Source organism: Clostridium pasteurianum DSM 525 = ATCC 6013, assembly GCF_000807255.1.
Lineage (GTDB): Bacteria > Bacillota > Clostridia > Clostridiales > Clostridiaceae > Clostridium_I > Clostridium_I pasteurianum.
Window position 1 is genome coordinate 2,907,061 of record NZ_CP009268.1, and the last position, 18,971, is coordinate 2,926,031.

Consider the following 18,971-nt stretch of genomic DNA (forward strand, 5'->3'; position numbering starts at 1 on the left):
ATATCACTCCTACCTGGGTACTTTTACTTTTGATAGTATATCTGAAAGCACCTGTTCTGGATTGACTCCCTCAAGCTCTAATTCTGGTTTTAAAATTATACGATGTCTTAGTGTTGGTATAACTACCTTTTTTATATCTTCTGGAATTACATAATCACGACCTGAGTAGGCAGCATAAGCTTTAGAACATTCCAGCACAGCAATGGACCCTCTAGGAGAACTTCCTATATCAATAAGAGGATTATTCCTAGTTTCAGAAATTATACTTACTATGTATTTCATAAGGCTATCCTCTATTCCTACTGACTGCACTTCCCGTCTGCATTTTAAAATAGTTTCTGCTGTACATACCTTTTGTAAATTATAATTGTCCAAATCTATACTATGCAAACCTTGATGATGACGTTTTAGAACTTCTTTTTCCGCTGCAATAGATGGATAATCAATTACGAGCTTCATTAGGAATCTATCTATCAGTGCCTCTGGCAGTGGATATGTTCCCTCATATTCCAAAGGATTCTGTGTTGCAAGTACCATATAAGGAGAAGGAAGAGAAATCATTTCCCCGTCAATGGAAACAGTATTTTCAGCCATAGCTTCTAAAAGTCCTGCCTGTGTCTTAGGTGGAGTACGATTAATTTCATCAGCTAAAAGTAAGTTTGTAAAAATAGGACCTTTTTTAAGTTCAAATTCCCTTGTCTGCATATTGAATATTTTCGTACCCGTTACATCTGCCGGCATCAGATCAGGAGTAAATTGAATTCTTTTAAACTCCATAGAAATTATTTTTGATAGAGCTTTAACCATTAGTGTTTTAGCAAGACCAGGAACTCCTTCTAAAAGGACATGCCCTCCGCAAATTAAACTTATAAGGGAGAATTCTATTAATTCATCCTGCTCCACTATTACTTTTTTTAATTCTGAGGTTATTTTATCTATACTATTTTTTACAAGCTTTTCTTGATTATTTTCCAATATGAATCTCTCCTTTGCTTTTCAATATTTTTTAAATTTTCTATACTGGCAATTATAGACATACATTCTTTTGATTTTAATTTCTTATCTTTTTTATCAATGAACTTATATACCTTTTTTGCCTGTTCAAGAGAATCAAATTCCTTTTTTCCCCAGTAATGCAGCCAATTTTCATGAGAGCAATTAATTTGTCTTAAAAAGCTTTCATAATAATTTTCAAGCATAATATCCCAGCAATTTGCTGATCTGTATAAAGATGCAGCAGAGTATAAGTATTCATTTTCACTTCTTTCAATCTCTTCATACAATGGGATTGATCTGCCAAATCTTTTACCTTTGTAATAGAAAAATGCAACCACTATTATTAAAATCTGATAGATAAAATATCTCAATTGTAAAGGTACATAATCCCATAGGGATTTACCACCCTCCAAAGAAAACAAGTAATTTTCATTAAAATATATTTTGTTATAAGAATATCTATCAATCTCCTTAAGAAATTCATAAGCTTTATTAGTATTTACCATTAGAGTTTTATTTGTAATATTTGATGAATTGTAAGTAATAATATTACCCTTACCATATTTGTATACAGTAAAATCACCCTTCTCTTCCTGTGGAACTGCATAATTTATAAAATGTATACTTTCAGGAGCAATATATATAAGTTTACCTCCTTTATTTATCCAGTTTTTTATATCATCAGAATTTATATCAAAATCCCCACCTGCAGGTACTATTTGAATATTATCTGTACTAAATGTATTTACAGGTTTTAGAGTTCTTTCTACAGGATAATCAAGTTTCTTCATGGCTTCATAAAAAACACTAATCCCAAATTTTGATTTATTACTGACAGAATAGGAAGGCATCTTATCCTGCATTCTGCTGGATACATAAAAAGTAATTATAAGAAAAACAGGAATGAATATAATAAATAATATTAAATCCCTACTTATTTTTGTTTTCAAGATTTATCACCTCATTCCAAACTGAAGACATATTGGATTGCCACTGATCATATACTCTATCTTCCTTTAATTTATGACCATACCAACACTCATTAAAAGTTTCTGACAAATATTTAAAAGCTTTTAAAGTAGAAATTTTATTCTTCTCAAGATATTCATAAATTTCTCTATTGGTTTTTGCTTCATCAAGATATAAAACACCCTTTGTATGCATTAGAAGCAATAATGCTATAAATTCATAACGTATAGCCTTCCTAAAATCCTTTTGTTTTCTAAAATTATCAGCCTTGTGCCTTAAACTATTTGGCGTAGTGTTATTATCTATTTTTTCTCCTAATATTTCTCTTATTCTCTGTCTTTTCTCAAAGGACTTACTTATTTTTATGGATATAAAAATTATCAAACCCAATAATATTAAAATACCTATAATTATGAACACAGTAGAAAGATTTTCAGATATTGAAGAAACATTAGACATATTAGAAAAAGTATTTTCAAGAACTTTTAAAATAAGTTTTATCAATGTTTCTTTAATTCCCTCTATCATATCACTAAAAGCATTATTTAAATGTTTATACTCAGCACCCTTAAGTATTTCCTGTACTGTATCATTAAACTGTGTTTCAGATGGTATCATTAAACTCAGTAGATTCACTTGTTCTATTCCTTTCTTCACTTTGTTGTATTTTTTTAAGCTTTAATAGAATGTCATAGCCTTCCTTTTTAAATCTCTGATTAAAGTATAATAGGGATATCATTATAGTAACAACTGGTGAAATAACAAGCCAGGATAAAATACTTAAAGGCCATCTGGCATATACAAAAATTACTCCCATAAAAGTGACATAATCTCCTTCTACACTTAAAAATTTAAGAAGCATATAGAATATGCTCAATATCACAGCCAAAAAACTATCAAGGGATAGTCTTATTACAAAAGTTGATAAACTGAATATTATTATACATCCAAGTATTTTCCAAAAATCACCTTTAACTAATTGAAAACTACGTTTTATTGATGTGAAAATACTTTGTTTTTCTATAACAAGTGTATGAAGAGAGAATATAATCCAAGTTATGTAAGATAAAAATATAATAGCCGTAACTAATAATATTATTACTGAAGTAATAATTAAAGTTATTTCAATTGGATTATAGAAGTCAAAAGAATTAAATATCAGTTCATTACCTTTGTAAGCATAATAAATTATAGTTCCTAAAATTGCCATAACAGGAATAAACAAAATAAAAACACATATTACAATAGCAAATACTTTAAATATATATCTAAAGGAAATTTTTATTGCTTCATCTGCGTAGACCTTTCCTCCAAGAAAATCTTGACTGGAAATTTTAATCATCCCTATATTTGTAGATAAAAAAAATGAAACTCCCAAAAGAGACAAAATAGAAAATATGATTCCAAAGATTATTGGACTTGTCAGACTATCACGAAATAAAAACATTAAAATTATTCCTATTACAAATAACACAACCACTGCGATAAATGAAATAACACCATAGGCAAGATTAAATAAAATTATAGTTTTAATATATTTTTTTAAAATTTCAATAGACCTATCCATTATTTCTGAAAGATTCATTATATTCATATGGTATTCTCCTAAAAACAAAATTATAAGCACCTTTAAATCATGTTATATACCTTAACTTAAAAAGAACTTATGTATTAACAACATTTATTTTTGACAATATTATGTATGCATACAATTATTTTACCGTATATTCATTAAATAATCTATATAAGTACTATTATTATTAAAATTAATCAAAAAATTTATATATATAATTTTTATCAATAATACTTAAATGAAATCAAAAATAACATTGTAAAATTATAAAATAAAAATCAAGGGAAATTAAAGTTATATTATAATTTTAATTTCCCTTGATTAAATTATTTACAATTTTATTACTGTATTTTAAACAAAGTTTTATTGAAATAAATTATTTCATATCGTTTTTACCCCTAAAAATATATACAATACTTTTAAAAATATATATTTTTTAGCTGCAATAGAGCCTTTTTCAATGCCTGCTGATTATCAACACTAATTTTGTTTCCTTGTAAAAAAAGATATTGAAGACGAGACATTTTTTTTAATGGATTTATATCGCTTATTTGATTGTTTTTTAGTTCAAGTATTTGTAAATTAGTTAAAGAATCTAGCCCACTTAAATTACTCAATTTATTGGAATTCAGTACAAGATTTTGTAATTTAACTAATCCCTTTAATGGTTTTACATCAGTTATATTATTTCCTTCTAGATCAAGTTTAAATTGCAAATTAGTCAATTGGCTTAACGCGCTAATATCACTTATTTGATTATTTGATAAAATAAGACTATTTAACTTAGTTAAGTTATTTATACTGCTTATATCGTCTATTTCATTAGATTCCAAACTAATATCCTGTAAATTAGTTAAATTCTTCAATATACTTATATCTTTTATTTTATTAGACTCTAAATAAAGATACTGTAAGTTTTTTAAGTCTTTTAATGAACTTATATCGCTTATCTTATTTGATTGTAAATCAACACTGTATAAATTGCTTAATTCCTTTAATACATTAATATCACTTACTTCATTAAAATTTAAAGCAAGAGTTTTTAAATTAGATAACCCTTTTAGTGAATTAATATCATTTATTCGATTTTTCTTCAATCCAAGAATCTGTAAGTTAGCTAACCCTTTTAGCGGACTTATATCACTTATTTGATTATTTTCAAGATAAATCGTCTCTAATTTAGTTAGATTTCCTATAGCATTTATATCTTTTATTTGATTTCTGCTTAAATTAAGTACTTGTAAATTTATTAAATTTTCTATACCGCTAATATCTTTTATATCTTGATAACTCGCAGATAAATTAGTAATATTTTTAACATCACTTTTATATAAATCACCTGTAGGTTTATGAATATTATACCTTATGTTTTGTTCTAAATTTTTGTCTTTAAAAGTTATTACTGTATCATTAACATCACGATCATTTACAGTTACGGTACAGACAGCTGTTTTATCTCCATCATCAGTAGTTGCTGTAATCTTTGCTGTGCCTTTCTGCAGGGCAGTTATAACTCCATCATAATCTACTTTTACTATATTAGGTGACGATGATGACCATGTAACAGCTTTATTTGTAGCATTACTAGGCAATATAATTTCATTTAAAGCATATGTATTACCTATACTTAAGCTATATGTAGTTTTGTCAAAATTTATAGATGATACTTGAATATTCTTTTTATTTGTTACAGCTGCACTAGCTTTATCGCTAGAAACAATTTTATAAATAGGATAAATGCCAATGACCAGTAAAATAATAATAACTAAAACTATCTTCTTTTTAACACTATTCAAATTTATGCCCCCATTCATAATATTTAACCTGACTAACTTGGCGTAAGTCTCCCACGCACTCTGTACAGTCCTCGCACCAAATTAAAATTTGGGTTCTCTACTTGCACTCTGTGAAAGTGATTCACACCAAATTAAAATTTGGGTTCTCTACTTTTCTTCAAGTGGGAGTTCGACGCCAAGTAAGCCATGCATTTGCAGTTCTAAAATTCAGAGGGGGTAAAAGAATCCCCACCTGAATTAAGAACTTGTTTCAATTTTCTTTAATAACAGGCTTATTCTTAGATTGTCATAATTGATGTGATTAATTAATTAAAATATAAAAAACTCGAATCTTAGTAAACATATATGTTAGCTGTAATTATATTACTTATATTTCCCAGTGTCAATATATAAGTAATATATTTAAAATAATTATAAAAATCACAATTAAAATCTCTATATAGCAAATTAAATTTATACATTTGGTAACCTGTGATACATATTTTTATCAATAAAAGGCTTATACTATGATTAAAGAATATAAAGAGGTGAAGATAATGAATAATTTAATAAAAAATATAGAATTTTCAAAGATAGTCAATCTAAAAGAATTAGTATCTTATCAAGAAAGCCAGGTTATAAGCAGAACTATTGCGCAGACACCTAATGCAAATATTACTTTATTTTCACTAGATAAGAATGAAGGTATAAGTTCCCATGTCACTCCTGGAGATGCTATGGTCCAGATATTAGATGGAGAAGCTGAAATCACCATAGGTGACAATATATTTACGGTTAAAGAAGGAGAAACTATAGTTATGCCTTCTAATATCCCACACGGTTTAGAAGCTCGTAAAAAATTTAAAATGCTGTTGACTGTAATAAAAAATTAATTATGTATTTCAGATGCATAAAAGGCATTCAATTCACAGATTGAATGCCTTTTTATATAATTTTTATTATTAAAATTAATACAAGTCTACAGTCACAAGATTTCCTACTGTAAATATTAATACCTTATTTTTATACTATTACTTAGCACTCAATGCTGCCATAGTTATATAATTATAAGGCTGATTAAAATGAGGTAAGAAGAATATATCAAGAAGTTTTATCTTATCAATAGTAACTCCCTCTTCAATGGCCAAGGAGAACATATGAATACCCATGGAAATATCATAATATGAAGCCATCTCTGCCCCTAGTACTCTGCGGGATTCCCTATCATAGATAATACGAATTTTTACCTTTTCATTTTCTTCTTTAATAAAAGCCGGTTTTTGTAAATCTTCATACTGTGTATAAACTGGATCAAATCCCGCTTTTTTTGCAGCTTTTAAATTAAGACCAGTAGACACCATCTTATATCCAAATATACATATTCCATTAGAACCTTGTACCCCTGCTGATTCAATAGATGTACCACAAGCATTGTGTCCGGCTACTACACCGCTGCGTACTGCATTAGTTGCCAGTGCTATATAATTACTCTGTTTTATGACATTGCTATATACAGTAGCACAATCACCAATGGCGTATACATCTTTAATATTTGTTTCTTGATTAAGATTTACCTTATAAGCTCCATTTCCAATAGTATTAATTTTATCTTTACCAATATAACTATTTGGATAAAATCCTATACAAACAATTACTAAATCCACATCATACTCGCCTTTATCAGTGACAATACCCGTTACCTTAGTATCACCCTTGATTTTCTTAACCATTTCATTGTAGTGTAATTCTACTCCATTGTCTTTTAAGATTTCATCCATGTCATGACTGAACCATTCATCATAATAACTTGAAAGACTAGTATCTGCCACATCAAATAATAGAGGTTGTTTATTACGACGTTTAATGGCTTCTGCAATTTCAACTCCAATATACCCTGCTCCTACTACTGCTACATTTTTAATTGAACCATCTTGAAGCAATTTATCAATTTTTTGACCATCCTGAAATAACTTCACATTTTCTACATTTTCTAAATCAACTCCAGGAATTTTAGGAATAATAGGAAGGGATCCTGTAGCCAAAATTAACTTATCATAACTTTCAACTATTTCTATGCCATTTTTATCTACCGCATAAACTTTCTTTTCTTGAAAATCCACATTTTTTACTTCTGCTTCCATATGTACCACAGCTTTTTTAGAAGCAAATATTTCTGGAGAACAATAAAATAGACCAGCAGTATCTTCTATTTGTCTTCCAACATACAAAGCAGTACCACATCCTAAATAACTGATATTATTATTTCTATCGAAAATAACCAATTCATTTTCAGGATAGTTATCCAAAATAGTATTAGCTGCTGCAGTCCCAGCATGATTTGCACCTACCAAAACAATTTTGCTCATATTAATCTCTCCTTTTACGCCTTATTAATAAACATTAATTATTATTTAATAATTACAATTCTATGATAATAAGATATCATAATTATATTATTTAATCAATACTTAAAATAAATTTATAAAAATTTCAATATAAAATATATTGTTAAAACTGTTAAATTAATACTAATATTTTTAAGACATTAGCATTTAAGATTATCTTTTGAAATTTTATATAAAAAAATACAAAAAAACAGATGTATTTTCATAGAAAACACATCCTAAATAAAAATTTTTTCAATACAAATAAGTTCAGGTGGATTATTTATTTGATTTGTAAAGCTAAGCTTCACCACATTATATTCTTTTTGATTTAAACCTGAAATAACTAATATTACCTCAACTGGATTTTTAATTTTCTCTTTAATTTTAAAGTATAAAATCAAATTTGCTTATATTTATTCTATTTTATGTAATTTAGCTGTATCCTTTGAGAAAGAAGGAACACTAACCTTACTATAAATCACCCAAAGCATTATAAACCATACAGGTGTTACAAATAGGGCCACACGAGTCTCTTTATTAAGCGCCAATACAACTAAAACAAAAGCAATAAATGCTAAAATTACATAGTTGGCAATTGGGTAAAAGGGCATTTTGAATTTGCTCTTAGCCGCAAGTTCAGGATTAGCTTTGCGATATTTTAGATGACAGACAACTATAATAGCCCAAATAAATATAAAGCAGAATGTTGATACACTGGTAATAAGTACAAATACTCCTTCTGGCATAATATAGCTCAGGATAACTGAAATTAATATGACAGCTGCAGAGAATATTAAAGCATTAGAAGGCACTTTATGAGAAGTTAATTTTTCCATTGACTTAGGTGCATTATCTTCTTTGGCAAGAGAATAAACCATACGACTTGTACTGAATATACCGCTGTTACAAGCAGACGCAGCTGATGTCAGTACAACAAAATTTATAATACTTGCTGCTGCTGCAATTCCCACTGCAGCAAATACCTGTACAAAGGGACTCTTAGCTGGATTAATTGAATTCCATGGATATATACTCATAATAACAATAAGTGCCCCTATGTAGAAAATAATAATTCTAATTGGAATGTTATTAATGGCCTTTGGAATAACCTGTGCTGGATTTTCAGTTTCACCAGCTGTTAAACCAACCAATTCAATTCCAGTAAAAGCAAATACAACCATTTGGAAAGAAAGTATAAAACCACTTGCCCCATTTGGAAACCAACCACCGTGATTCCAAAGATTTGAAAAACTAGATACACCAGCATTTGTAGAAAATCCTTTAACAATCATAAATATACCAATTATAATCAGCAATAAAATTGCAACAATTTTAATCAATGCAAACCAGAATTCCATTTCACCAAATAATTTTACTGCAGTAAGGTTCATAGCTAGTAAAATTAAAAGGAATATAAAGCTTGGAACCCATTGAGGTATACTTGGGAACCAGTACTGAATATAAAGTCCTGAAGCAGTTAAATCAGCCATAGCAAGTGAAATCCAGCAGAACCAATAGGTCCATCCTGTAATAAATGCTGCTGTGTTTCCTAAATAATCATGTACAAAATCTACAAAAGAATGATAATTTAAATTGGAAAGCAATAATTCCCCAAGAGCACGCATAATAAGGAAACAAATTGCCCCTGTTATGGTGTATGCAAATAAAATAGATGGACCAGCCAGATGAATGGATCTGCCTGCACCAAGAAATAATCCAGTTCCAATTGCACCTCCAATTGCAAGTAACTGAACATGACGATTTTTTAACCCTCTGGATAGATTTTCATTTTCCGACATATGTATTCCGCCTTTCTAATATTACTACTGATAAATTCATGTCAATGTCACCTTTTTATGATTGAAGTAATACTAGACGTACAGTAAAATTGATTTAAGTAAGTACTTTTATAAGAAATGATAAGAAATATGCTGCCTTTTTCTTTTCCTTTTCCCTGTCCTTTTACCTGAGAGTTTTGCCGTACGACTTTCTCCTTCGGTGCTCATCAAGAGTCTCTCCAAGGTTTCATCTAATAGCAGTCATCTCTAATTAAATAGATACCTGAAAGATTTACTTCTTCGGTGAATGGATATAACCATAACTCTCCCGCTATCTTCATCTGAATATTGAAATTTACCGTTATATATATTAATACATATCTAGTAAATTTGCAATGATTAATTAATAATATCCATACTCATTAAACCTGATTTCATTGCTATCTTCCTTAAAAAAGTGTTGTACATAAATGGTGACTTGAGATGTTTCAATCTTATATTAATCCGTAGTTTATTGGTATTTCGATAATATTCAGCAATAATACTATCAGGCCGCTTTTGTATTGCATTTGCTAATGCATATGCACTTTTAAATGAATAACTTAATCCCTCAGCGGAACTAGGACTAATCCAGCCAGCAGCTTCACCAATTAATGGAATATTTGCTTTACCAAGACAAATCTGATCCAGTTTTTCAGGTCTCAATAAATAAGCACCATTTTTCTTTACACAGGGACCAAACTCAAACCCTCTCAAAATAAGCTTCTTTTTTAATGCCATAAATTTTTCATAGGGTTTATTCTTTGGCATAACTGCTGTTCCCAAAACAAGTAAATCATCCTTTGGAATTGTCCATGAATAAAAATCAGTGATATCATCATCAAATATGGAAGAGAAATATGGTAGATTACTATTCATTTTATAGTATTCTTGAATTGAAATATATGTCTTGGGATTTCGTGAGTCTAATGAAATCTTTCTTCTTACAGTTGAAAAAGCTCCATCTGCACCTACCAAAACTTTTGTATAAATAGTACGTTCTTTCCCCTGTTCAAAATATTGCACCTTAATATTATTATCATTTGCTATTTCAAATCTTTTAAAGACTGCCTCACAAACTACTGTAACTTCAGGAGGAACCATTGAAACTAACCATTTATCAAATTTCTCTCGATGAACATTTATGTAGTGACGTTGATAATACTGTTCTATGTTATTCTGAATATCGATAGTTCTCACCGTAAATAGCTGAGGCCCAACTAATATATCTTTAGGAATGCCTAGTCCAAACTTGGCTAGCATCTGCTGTGCATCCGGAGCAAGTAATCCACCGCAACATTTTTCAAAATTGCTTTTAGAATTCATATCTAGCAGTTGCCTTTTATCCATAATTAATATTTTTAATTTTTTACCAAGCAGTCTGGCTAAAGTGGCTCCGGCTGGTCCAGCTCCAACAATCACTATATCGTACATTGAACTTTACCTCCTTATTAGGTATTATTTTTTATTTTCGTAACTTTTGCCTTCTAAACTATCTCCAGACTAACATTCTAGAGTCCTACAAATTGCCTCTAAAGTTGATAATCGAAGGGCTTTTGCCTTTCCATTTTTCAATATGGAAAGACTAGCCATGGTTATTCCAACTATTTCTGAAAGTTAAGAAAATTATTGAAACTTGTTTGCGTTTCATAAAAGCACCTTACTACTTTATTGTACTTTGATTTTAATATCATATTTATTGTTTGTCAATAAATTTTTATTAATTTAAATTATATATTTATTGTTCAAATTGATATTTCGATATTAGTGAACTCAATAGTAAAAGAAGACGCAACTTTGTAAAACCAGATGCAATGTTTGTAATCAACAACTAAATATTTGTAAATGAAATGCAGTTTTTGCACTCGAAAAGCCAGTTTTGTAAATGAAATGCAGTTTTTTTAACCAAAATGCAGTTTGATTTTCCTACTTTTCTGCTGTATCATAATAGAAAACTGCAAGCCAAAGGGAGGTCGATTCCCTCTCGATTTTTTTGTAATCGGAGAATCCACCCCTGTTTAGCTTCTGTATGAATTGCTGGCGGCGCAGTTTTATCGTTTTATTTTTTGAGAAGAACTGGCTTTAACATGATGTCACTGGCTGCAACTGGTGCACATCTAAGTTTTGTTAAAACTTCTTCTCCGTGATAAAAGCTGAACGTTTCGTATGGGCTACGGTTGTTCAGCTTTTTTCTTTTGTATGAGTTGATATGGTTCATCATCAGACTGATATCTTCTTGCGTCAGGCTATTAAAACTAGTTCCTTTAGGAAGAACCCTACGTATCAGTTCATGGTTTACCTCAATCGCTCCTTTTTGAAACGGACTTCCCGCATCACAGTAAAACACATGGGTTCTTAAACCAAACCGTGGTCCAGGACGATACTCGATTGCTTTTGGGTTGGAAAACTCGCTGCCGTTATCTGTTAGGATAATAGGAAACAGTTTTCGAAAAAGTTCCTCACCAAGATCTTTTTCAAGCATGTTGAATATATCAATCACGGATTGGGAGGTATTTGCATCACGCAGGAATGCCAGCATTAAGCTGCTTTCCACAAAGTGAATAGTAAGAATACATTTTCCACCTTTGGTTCCAATCACAGAATCCATCTGTACCACCGATATATCTGGATTCTTATTCAGAAAAACATTGAAGTCTTCGTAATTACGTCCAATACGACAACCTTTATCTACCTTGAATTCCGGCTTTTTATAACGTTCGCGGAATTTAACTTTGCGAGGAAGATCAATGTTGCGTACATCAAACAGGCAGGCGTCTATATAGTTGTAAATAGTTTTCTCACTACACATAAGTTCATCTTCATGCGTAACGTATATTTGATGAACAGATTGACCGTTTTTAACCAGTGGAGAAATAATAGCGTTTAGTCTTGCTATTTCATCTTCAGAAACACATAAACCGCTTCTTGCTTCCGATATTACTTCTGAAGCTTTGATATGGGCATGTTCTGCATCATAAATATTTTTGAGTAATGTGCATTTGCCAAGGCTTTCACAGCCATTACACACATATGGGACACGAAATCTGGCAGTACATATTTCTTCTATGAAATCATCGCATCTTGCATTGCACTGAGCACACAGCTTACAGTAGGCCGCCGATTTTCTAGAGCAGTCATTGCCACAGATATTCTTCTTTCTACAGTTAAAACGGTTCTTGCAAGTATTATAAGGGAAACCAGGATAACCTGTAGCAACTTCAGAGCTGTTTTTACGTACTTCTCTGGAAATCGTAGTTGGATTCTTATCTAATCTGCGACTGATTTCTTTAAATGAAAGACTTTCTTTCAGATGTTTCTGTAACTCAAGTCTTTCTTCATAAGTAAAAAATTTAGACATATATCCTCCATTCTGCCACCAACGTTTTAAGGATAAATCTCTGATAAAAATAATGCAACAAAAAAGACTGGCTCATCACCAATCTTTTTGTAAGCCAGGATGCAACCTCCTGAGCATATATATTTAATCAAAAATTTTATAACTCAAATAGAGTTGAAGGGTTGCAATTCGATTTACAATTGAGGTCGATATTAGTGATTTTAAAATAATATCCTTTAAATTTTATAAATTAAACTATTCAGTTATTTATGATTATCATCATTAATATATAGCCTAATATAAAAATAAATATTATACTTTAAATATAAAAATATTCAGTAAAAGATTAAGGAGGAAAAAAATTTGAAGGGAGTAATAGTTAAAGATAAATTTAAAAATAGAAACTTAGTGATATATATTCCGCCATCTTACGTAAAGTATAAAGCTAAAATTCCTGTTGTATATGTTCAAGATAAAGAAAGTCTATTTGATTACAATAAATATAATATATTAGAAAAACTAGAGCTTATGTTTAAAAATAAAGCATTAAAAGAATTTTTATTAGTTGGCATAGAAAGTAAGAAGCGAATTGATGAATATACACCTTGGTATTCAAAATCACTAGTAGAAAAAGGTGAAGATTTTGGCGGTAAAGGTAAAGAATATTTATCTTTTATAGTGGAAGAATTAAAAATTTATATAGATGGTAAATATAACACTAAGAAGGATAAAGAAAATACTGGAATCATAGGTGCATCTTTAGGTGGTCTTATTTCATTATATGCTGCTTATATCTATCCTAACATTTTTGGTAAGATTGGTGCCATATCCCCTTCTTTATGGTATGAAGGATTTATTGACTTTATGATAGAACAAGACCTACAAGTTTTAAATAATAAAATATATATGGATGTAGGCAGCGAAGAAGGATTAACTAAAAAAAACATACAAAAATTTATGGTAAAAAGAGTTCAAGAAGGTTGTAGAATACTATTATCCAAAGGTTTTGTACAAGGAAATTTAAAATTAACCCTAGATAATGGAGCAGTTCATAGTAAAGAAGCCTTTGTCAGACGATTTCCCTATGCACTGCAGTGGCTGTTTTCAATAGATACTGTGTATGACCTCTGAGGTGCTACTAAGCTTCTAATATCAGATATAATCTTTTTCGAGATTCTCTGCAATATTCTCTCCTCAATTAGCTAAAATGTAATCACGGATACGTTGCAAATCTTCTAATGACGCTTGAGAATATTCAACTTTTAACATACTTATAATCCCAAAGCAGATTCGGCATCATCTGCTGAAATCCACCCTTTCTCTCGTGCTGATTTTTCTTCTTCTTCCATCTTTGCTAATAATCTGACTATGACTTTTAACTTATCTAATTCCTTAAATTTTATAATTGAATATTCTCCTCGTCCGTTTCTAGTTAGATAAACTGGACTATCTTCTGTTACTTCTTTTAGTACTTCCGTATAATTTCTTAAATCTGAAACTGGTTTAATATTTGGCATGATAATCATCTCCTGTTATAACCTCGGAAGTACTAGGAGATGACTAAAAGTTTCTCCTTGCTACAGTCAGGATTAGCTTAATAAAAATATTGAAAATATAAAGCGAAATATATACCAAATAAGAAATATCATTAAATTTTATATTACTTAAATAGATTATTTAGGTAATATAATAGATAATTTTACATTTTATATACTATTAGGTAAAATGTAAATAAATTATTAAAAAGGAAGTGTTTTTATGAAAAAATCATTAAAACCTTTTTTGGTTGCTATTGTACTAATTTTATCTATTGTAGGTATTAATAGCTTTAGTAATCCAAAAAATGTACAAGCTGCTACAGCACCACCAATTACTGAATTTTACATAATGGGTTATTCATAGCATGACTTATATTATCCAGATTATAGTTATCTTGATGCTTCATATGCTTCAACAATCCCAGTAGAAGATTCAGTGCCTTATATTGTAACCTATCAATTAGGCTATGGGACGATGTTAACACCTTATAATAAACAGACTATTGATTCGTTCGGTATAACAGATTCTAATAATACTGTTGTTGGATTTATTAAAGTAACAGCATTAACAAATGTACCTACTGGAGTAAATAGTATTAGAATGGCTTGTAATAGTTATAATTATCCTTACAATACAATGAGTGATACAATAACTTTGGATATTGAACCACCAGCAACTGCTTCTTCAAGTTTATTAAAAATAAACAATACATCTAAATCTAGTAAAACAGCAAATTTGTTAAAAATATTAAAGGAAAGTCCAACAAAAACGATAAGCGTGGATGAATTTAAAAAAATTGAAGGATTGTCAAAATAATTTAAAGGATGGTATGGTGTATGAATATTAGTCAAGTATCTTCTAGTTCCTATTTCAATAGTAATTTTATTAGTAAATCAGTAAGCAATAACACTGATACTAAGATAATGGATGAAATAAATAATGAATCTAATCCAGTACAAAAGGAAGAGGATGAACTTTTATATCAACATCTAAAATCAGCAGGCTTAGACTTTACTATTCATTCACTAGACTTTTATAAAAATGCTGTTCAATCATTTCCACCACTTAATGCTCCTGCAAATGTAAGAAAAGCTTACAGGGTAGCCGCTGAAAATAGTACAATTCCTAAAGGTATGACATTCTATATGTATGCTTATCAAAAGGAAACTGGTGATACTATTGATATCACTAATAATAATGTTGACGGATACCTAAATCTAATGAAAGATTTCACAAATTATTTCACAACAAGATACCAAGATAATTTGGATAGTACTGATTATGCAACAAATGTTGATTTTTTAAATAATTTTACTAATGAACTTTCAAAATATAGATATAGCTAATAAATTAAATACGGATCTTAAATAATTTGTTATATTTTAATTAAAGATTATCTTAAAATATTTTTAAAAAGACTTACTTTATGGTGTACCTTTTTATACAAATCTAGTATTTCTGCTAGATTCTTTTTTTGCCTTAAAATAGGCTTAGAGAGGTGCTGAGTTATGGCAGATACATCAAAATAAATAACATCTATTTATATAATACAAGTGATAATCCTTTAGAGGATTGAAACATAGCTTCAGATAATATACAAAGTCAACCTACTAAAATACAAATAACTATAATATTGATTAGTTGATAAGAAATAGAAACTTTAAGGAATTATATGCTTACAAGCACTGTTGTAACATATTGTGCTAATAAGCTTTTTCCTAATTGTTCAACTAATAAGCATAGTGCTGATGTAGATTATGAAATAAGCTTTAGCAAACAGAAGCTTCCCAATTTTTAGAAAATCAAAGAATCTAATAGACCTTATTCAAAATCAAAGGTTTAATCTGTAACTATTCAGCTATGCTTAAACATGCTCTGACAAGGATTTAAATATCTCCACATATTCAGAAGCTTTTCTATAAAATATTGCTGGCTTGCCAAGAGGTACATCTACCTCTATGTCTCCCCCCTTGTATACATTACCTGTCCATATATGTATCCACTCATCTTCCGGAAGATATACCTTCCAAGTAGATTTACCTGGCTCATAAACCGGTGCTACTAATATATCTCTTCCATACAAATATTCATATTTAATATTATAAGCTCTTTTATCCTGTTCATAATGCATAAATAAAGGTCTTTGTACAGGCACTCCAATTTCTGAATTTTCCTTTACTAAGGCTTTAGTATATGATTTTAAAGTGGTGTATATTCTGCTCATCTTTGCAAAATGTTCTAGAGTTTCATCATCTGAATCAAATTGCCAGTTATCCTCTGGTCTATTACCTTCGTGAGTTCTCATTACAGGAGTGAATGCAGCCATTTCAGCCCATCTCATAAATAATTCCTTTGTTCTTTTCATTTCAAATAGAGTAGTATAGCCTCCAATATCACTGTGATGAAGTCCGCATCCTGTCATTCCTAGGGATAATGCTGCTGGAATTACAGAAGCTAATCCATCATCCAAGCTCCAATCTACATTTTGATCTCCTGCCCACATCATTGTGCAGTATTTTTGACTTCCCGTATAACCTGCCCTCATGAAAAATGTAACATCCTGAAGCTTTCCTGCCTCTTCTACTGCCTCTCTATTTATCTTTGCCCATATAGCAGGCCATGCATTATGCATTATTTCAGCACTGACTCCATTGTTTAAAATAACATCCGTTGGCAGATATTCACCAAAATCAGCCATCCAGCCGGAAAGTCCAAAATCAATCATTTCTTTTTTGATTACAACCTTATACCATTCATAGGCTTCAGGTATGGTGAAATCTACTACACCTGCATAGAATTCTCCAAATTCCACCAAATAATCTTGACCCTTGTTATTCTTAGCTAAATATCCTTTCTTACTGGCTTCCTTAAATAAATAACCTTCTACAGCAATATAAGGATTTATATAACCTAAAAATCTTATTCCTCTTTCTCTAAGTTCCTTTATTTTCACATCCAGCTTCACTATTTTATTCTTAGTATACAATATTACATATACATATAATAGTATGCACTTTTTTGATGTATACTATCCTAAAGGGAAGTGATAATATGAGCATGAAAGAATACAAACCTATTGAAAGCCTAAAAAATATTCCATTTGGATACACTCTTTCGTTGATAAGTGGTAAATGGAAAATGGTTATACTTTACTGGCTTATTGAAGCACAACCAATTCGGTATAACGAGTTACAACGTCTTATCGGCACAATTACATACAAAACACTAAGTGTTCAGCTTAAAGAATTAGAAAATGATGGCTTAATAATACGCAAGGAATATCCTCAAATTCCTCCAAAGGTAGAATATTCTCTATCAGAAAAAGGACTTTCATTATATCCGGTACTTGAATCCATGTGTAAATGGGGTGAAAAAAATATGCCAAAATAGATTTTTTATTAAAACGAACATATGAAAATATACTTTACCTCATATTTTAACCTCAATTTCAACACCCGATTTGAATTCACCAATGACTTTATAATCAAAGACCGTTACCTTCTCAATAAGCCTCCTTACCAGCTGCTCATCAAATTCTGTAGACTCACTTGGCTGCTCGTTCAAGAAGGCTGTCATTTCAGCGATACAATGATCTATTGGGTTACAAATACTATAGGATCATCAGCAGGTATATATTATGAAAACACACATTCTTTGCCTCCAATGGGGCGTATAGATGTACCAACAGGTATAGCTCTTTTCCCGGCTGATATATTGTTGCCACCAAAAGAGTGGACTGAGCGCAATCTGAATATCACCCGCTTAACTACAATGCCTAGTGGAGGACATTTTACTGCCATGGAAGAACCTGAACTTCTAGCTGAAGAAATTCGGGTCTTCTTCAGACCATATAGAACTAAAACCAAAAAGTATATCAGTCCCATCAAACAAGCTTACAATAATCTTTTTCCTTTCAAACATTGTCACTCTTAAGTCCATCCTTCCACTTCTCCATAAAGTAATCCTTATTTTCAATGATGGCATTGAAGGTATTTATAAAAGTTTGGTATAAAACCCTATCATCAATGTGTTTTTTTTAACATAGAGGTTCATTTCTTTCCGAATTTTTTAAGATTAACTTGACAAAATTTTAAAATAAATGTTAATATAGTTAAGAAAATAAATTAATTTTATTAACTAATTGGAGGTGTATCATGAAAGAAATCAGTTCAATTTTTTCTCGTGTCTATAACAAAATTATGGCAATATATCAAAATAGTGCTAGTTCTTCATGTTTTCCTGATATGACGGTAAACGAAGAATATTATCTGGATATTCTTTACTGCTTAGGAAAACCAACATTTACACAATTTGCAGAAACGGCTCAGATTACAAAACCCGCTGCAACTCAGATTATGAAACGTTATATTGAGAAAGGATATGTTCAGAAAATTTCCTGTGAAAAAGATAGACGTGTTTACTACTTGGAAATAAGCGATAATGTAAAACAGTATTTTGATGAAAGCTACCGTCGTTTTGATAAGATATATGAAAACTGCTTATCCGTTCTAAGTAAGGATGAAATAAAGCAGTTAAAAAGTATTCTTACTAAAATTGACAACAACTTATAAAAGGAGG

Annotated in this window: 18 protein-coding genes, 2 pseudogenes and 1 riboswitch; of the genes and pseudogenes, 8 read left to right on the forward strand and 12 right to left on the reverse strand. The window is 30.2% G+C overall.

The window, feature by feature from the left end; all coding sequences use genetic code 11:
- Positions 1-9: 9 nt before the first annotated feature.
- The 5 genes from CLPA_RS13220 to CLPA_RS13240 all read right to left on the reverse strand — a co-directional run bounded on the left by CLPA_RS13220 (position 10) and on the right by CLPA_RS13240 (position 5,334).
- Positions 10-975: an AAA family ATPase gene (locus CLPA_RS13220; protein ID WP_003442736.1), complete on the reverse strand. Its 966-nt coding sequence runs from the start codon at positions 973-975 to the stop codon at positions 10-12.
- Positions 948-1,946, reverse strand: coding sequence for a DUF4350 domain-containing protein (locus CLPA_RS13225; protein WP_003442737.1), 999 nt, complete (start codon positions 1,944-1,946; stop codon positions 948-950). Before CLPA_RS13225 ends, CLPA_RS13220 begins: the two co-directional genes overlap by 28 nt.
- A complete protein-coding gene (locus CLPA_RS13230; RefSeq protein ID WP_003442739.1) occupies positions 1,927-2,583 on the reverse strand; it encodes a hypothetical protein in 657 nt (218 codons plus the stop codon). Before CLPA_RS13230 ends, CLPA_RS13225 begins: the two co-directional genes overlap by 20 nt.
- Complete coding sequence (locus CLPA_RS13235; protein WP_003442740.1) at positions 2,570-3,559, reverse strand: glycerophosphoryl diester phosphodiesterase membrane domain-containing protein; 990 nt, start codon at positions 3,557-3,559, stop codon at positions 2,570-2,572. The genes CLPA_RS13230 and CLPA_RS13235 overlap by 14 nt, the downstream gene beginning before the upstream one ends.
- Before the next feature lie 398 nt (positions 3,560-3,957).
- On the reverse strand, positions 3,958-5,334 hold the full coding sequence (locus tag CLPA_RS13240; RefSeq protein WP_003442741.1) for a leucine-rich repeat domain-containing protein: 1,377 nt from the start codon (positions 5,332-5,334) through the stop codon (positions 3,958-3,960).
- A 536-nt stretch (positions 5,335-5,870) separates the two neighbouring features.
- On the opposite strand from CLPA_RS13240, the gene CLPA_RS13245 reads away from it, so the two are divergent.
- Entirely contained in the window at positions 5,871-6,206 is a 336-nt protein-coding gene (locus CLPA_RS13245) for a cupin domain-containing protein (RefSeq protein ID WP_003442742.1), read from the forward strand.
- Between the two features lie 138 nt (positions 6,207-6,344).
- Here CLPA_RS13245 and nox read toward each other — a convergent pair whose 3' ends face one another.
- The 5 genes and pseudogenes from nox to CLPA_RS13265 form a co-directional block, all read right to left on the reverse strand.
- Positions 6,345-7,679: a H2O-forming NADH oxidase gene (gene nox, locus CLPA_RS13250; protein ID WP_003442743.1), complete on the reverse strand. Its 1,335-nt coding sequence runs from the start codon at positions 7,677-7,679 to the stop codon at positions 6,345-6,347.
- Between the two features lie 434 nt (positions 7,680-8,113).
- Positions 8,114-9,499: an amino acid permease gene (locus CLPA_RS13255; RefSeq protein WP_003442744.1), complete on the reverse strand. Its 1,386-nt coding sequence runs from the start codon at positions 9,497-9,499 to the stop codon at positions 8,114-8,116.
- 145 nt (positions 9,500-9,644) lie between these two features.
- A riboswitch (glycine riboswitch) is annotated at positions 9,645-9,731 on the reverse strand.
- A gap of 146 nt (positions 9,732-9,877) precedes the next feature.
- On the reverse strand, positions 9,878-10,951 hold the full coding sequence (locus CLPA_RS13260; RefSeq protein WP_003442745.1) for an FAD-binding protein: 1,074 nt from the start codon (positions 10,949-10,951) through the stop codon (positions 9,878-9,880).
- A 69-nt stretch (positions 10,952-11,020) separates the two neighbouring features.
- A pseudogene (locus CLPA_RS20875) lies at positions 11,021-11,134 on the reverse strand (helix-turn-helix domain-containing protein); the annotation flags it as partial.
- Positions 11,135-11,576: 442 nt separating this feature from the next.
- Complete coding sequence (locus CLPA_RS13265; RefSeq protein WP_003441674.1) at positions 11,577-12,875, reverse strand: IS30 family transposase; 1,299 nt, start codon at positions 12,873-12,875, stop codon at positions 11,577-11,579.
- Between the two features lie 342 nt (positions 12,876-13,217).
- Here CLPA_RS13265 and CLPA_RS13270 point away from each other — a divergent pair, with 342 nt between their 5' ends.
- Complete coding sequence (locus CLPA_RS13270; RefSeq protein ID WP_003442746.1) at positions 13,218-13,985, forward strand: alpha/beta hydrolase; 768 nt, start codon at positions 13,218-13,220, stop codon at positions 13,983-13,985.
- 140 nt (positions 13,986-14,125) lie between these two features.
- Here CLPA_RS13270 and CLPA_RS13275 read toward each other — a convergent pair whose 3' ends face one another.
- A complete protein-coding gene (locus CLPA_RS13275) occupies positions 14,126-14,371 on the reverse strand; it encodes a type II toxin-antitoxin system Phd/YefM family antitoxin (protein WP_003442747.1) in 246 nt (81 codons plus the stop codon).
- 241 nt (positions 14,372-14,612) lie between these two features.
- On the opposite strand from CLPA_RS13275, the gene CLPA_RS21215 reads away from it, so the two are divergent.
- From CLPA_RS21215 to CLPA_RS13285, 3 genes are all read left to right on the forward strand, one after another.
- The gene (locus CLPA_RS21215; protein ID WP_155760380.1) at positions 14,613-14,756 is read left to right on the forward strand and encodes a hypothetical protein; all 144 of its coding nucleotides are present in this window, start codon (positions 14,613-14,615) and stop codon (positions 14,754-14,756) included.
- A gap of 72 nt (positions 14,757-14,828) precedes the next feature.
- A complete protein-coding gene (locus CLPA_RS13280; RefSeq protein ID WP_003442748.1) occupies positions 14,829-15,209 on the forward strand; it encodes a hypothetical protein in 381 nt (126 codons plus the stop codon).
- A gap of 20 nt (positions 15,210-15,229) precedes the next feature.
- Complete coding sequence (locus CLPA_RS13285; protein WP_003442749.1) at positions 15,230-15,739, forward strand: hypothetical protein; 510 nt, start codon at positions 15,230-15,232, stop codon at positions 15,737-15,739.
- A gap of 518 nt (positions 15,740-16,257) precedes the next feature.
- On the opposite strand, the gene CLPA_RS13290 is transcribed toward CLPA_RS13285, so the two are convergent.
- Positions 16,258-17,346 carry an alpha-glucosidase gene (locus CLPA_RS13290; RefSeq protein ID WP_003442751.1) on the reverse strand — a complete coding sequence of 363 codons (1,089 nt, stop codon included), beginning with the start codon at positions 17,344-17,346 and terminating at the stop codon, positions 16,258-16,260.
- Positions 17,347-17,444: 98 nt separating this feature from the next.
- Here CLPA_RS13290 and CLPA_RS13295 point away from each other — a divergent pair, with 98 nt between their 5' ends.
- From CLPA_RS13295 to CLPA_RS13305, 3 genes and pseudogenes are all read left to right on the forward strand, one after another.
- On the forward strand, positions 17,445-17,783 hold the full coding sequence (locus CLPA_RS13295; protein WP_003442753.1) for a winged helix-turn-helix transcriptional regulator: 339 nt from the start codon (positions 17,445-17,447) through the stop codon (positions 17,781-17,783).
- A gap of 189 nt (positions 17,784-17,972) precedes the next feature.
- Positions 17,973-18,248, forward strand: a pseudogene (locus CLPA_RS13300) (alpha/beta fold hydrolase); the annotation flags it as partial.
- A 299-nt stretch (positions 18,249-18,547) separates the two neighbouring features.
- Positions 18,548-18,964, forward strand: coding sequence for a MarR family winged helix-turn-helix transcriptional regulator (locus tag CLPA_RS13305; protein WP_003442760.1), 417 nt, complete (start codon positions 18,548-18,550; stop codon positions 18,962-18,964).
- Positions 18,965-18,971 lie beyond the last annotated feature (7 nt).

What these genes read in the sequence shown, in the direction of transcription:
- nox (WP_003442743.1), bottom strand. Translation starts at nt 7,679, where the DNA reads ATGAGCAAAATTGTTTTGGTAGGTGCAAATCATGCTGGGACTGCAGCA.
- CLPA_RS13230 (WP_003442739.1), bottom strand. Translation starts at nt 2,583, where the DNA reads ATGATACCATCTGAAACACAGTTTAATGATACAGTACAGGAAATACTT.
- CLPA_RS13295 (WP_003442753.1), top strand. Translation starts at nt 17,445, where the DNA reads ATGAGCATGAAAGAATACAAACCTATTGAAAGCCTAAAAAATATTCCA.
- CLPA_RS13305 (WP_003442760.1), top strand. Translation starts at nt 18,548, where the DNA reads ATGAAAGAAATCAGTTCAATTTTTTCTCGTGTCTATAACAAAATTATG.
- CLPA_RS13255 (WP_003442744.1), bottom strand. Translation starts at nt 9,499, where the DNA reads ATGTCGGAAAATGAAAATCTATCCAGAGGGTTAAAAAATCGTCATGTT.
- CLPA_RS13265 (WP_003441674.1), bottom strand. Translation starts at nt 12,875, where the DNA reads ATGTCTAAATTTTTTACTTATGAAGAAAGACTTGAGTTACAGAAACAT.
- CLPA_RS13260 (WP_003442745.1), bottom strand. Translation starts at nt 10,951, where the DNA reads ATGTACGATATAGTGATTGTTGGAGCTGGACCAGCCGGAGCCACTTTA.
- CLPA_RS21215 (WP_155760380.1), top strand. Translation starts at nt 14,613, where the DNA reads ATGAAAAAATCATTAAAACCTTTTTTGGTTGCTATTGTACTAATTTTA.
- CLPA_RS13275 (WP_003442747.1), bottom strand. Translation starts at nt 14,371, where the DNA reads ATGCCAAATATTAAACCAGTTTCAGATTTAAGAAATTATACGGAAGTA.
- CLPA_RS13235 (WP_003442740.1), bottom strand. Translation starts at nt 3,559, where the DNA reads ATGAATATAATGAATCTTTCAGAAATAATGGATAGGTCTATTGAAATT.
- CLPA_RS13245 (WP_003442742.1), top strand. Translation starts at nt 5,871, where the DNA reads ATGAATAATTTAATAAAAAATATAGAATTTTCAAAGATAGTCAATCTA.
- CLPA_RS13285 (WP_003442749.1), top strand. Translation starts at nt 15,230, where the DNA reads ATGAATATTAGTCAAGTATCTTCTAGTTCCTATTTCAATAGTAATTTT.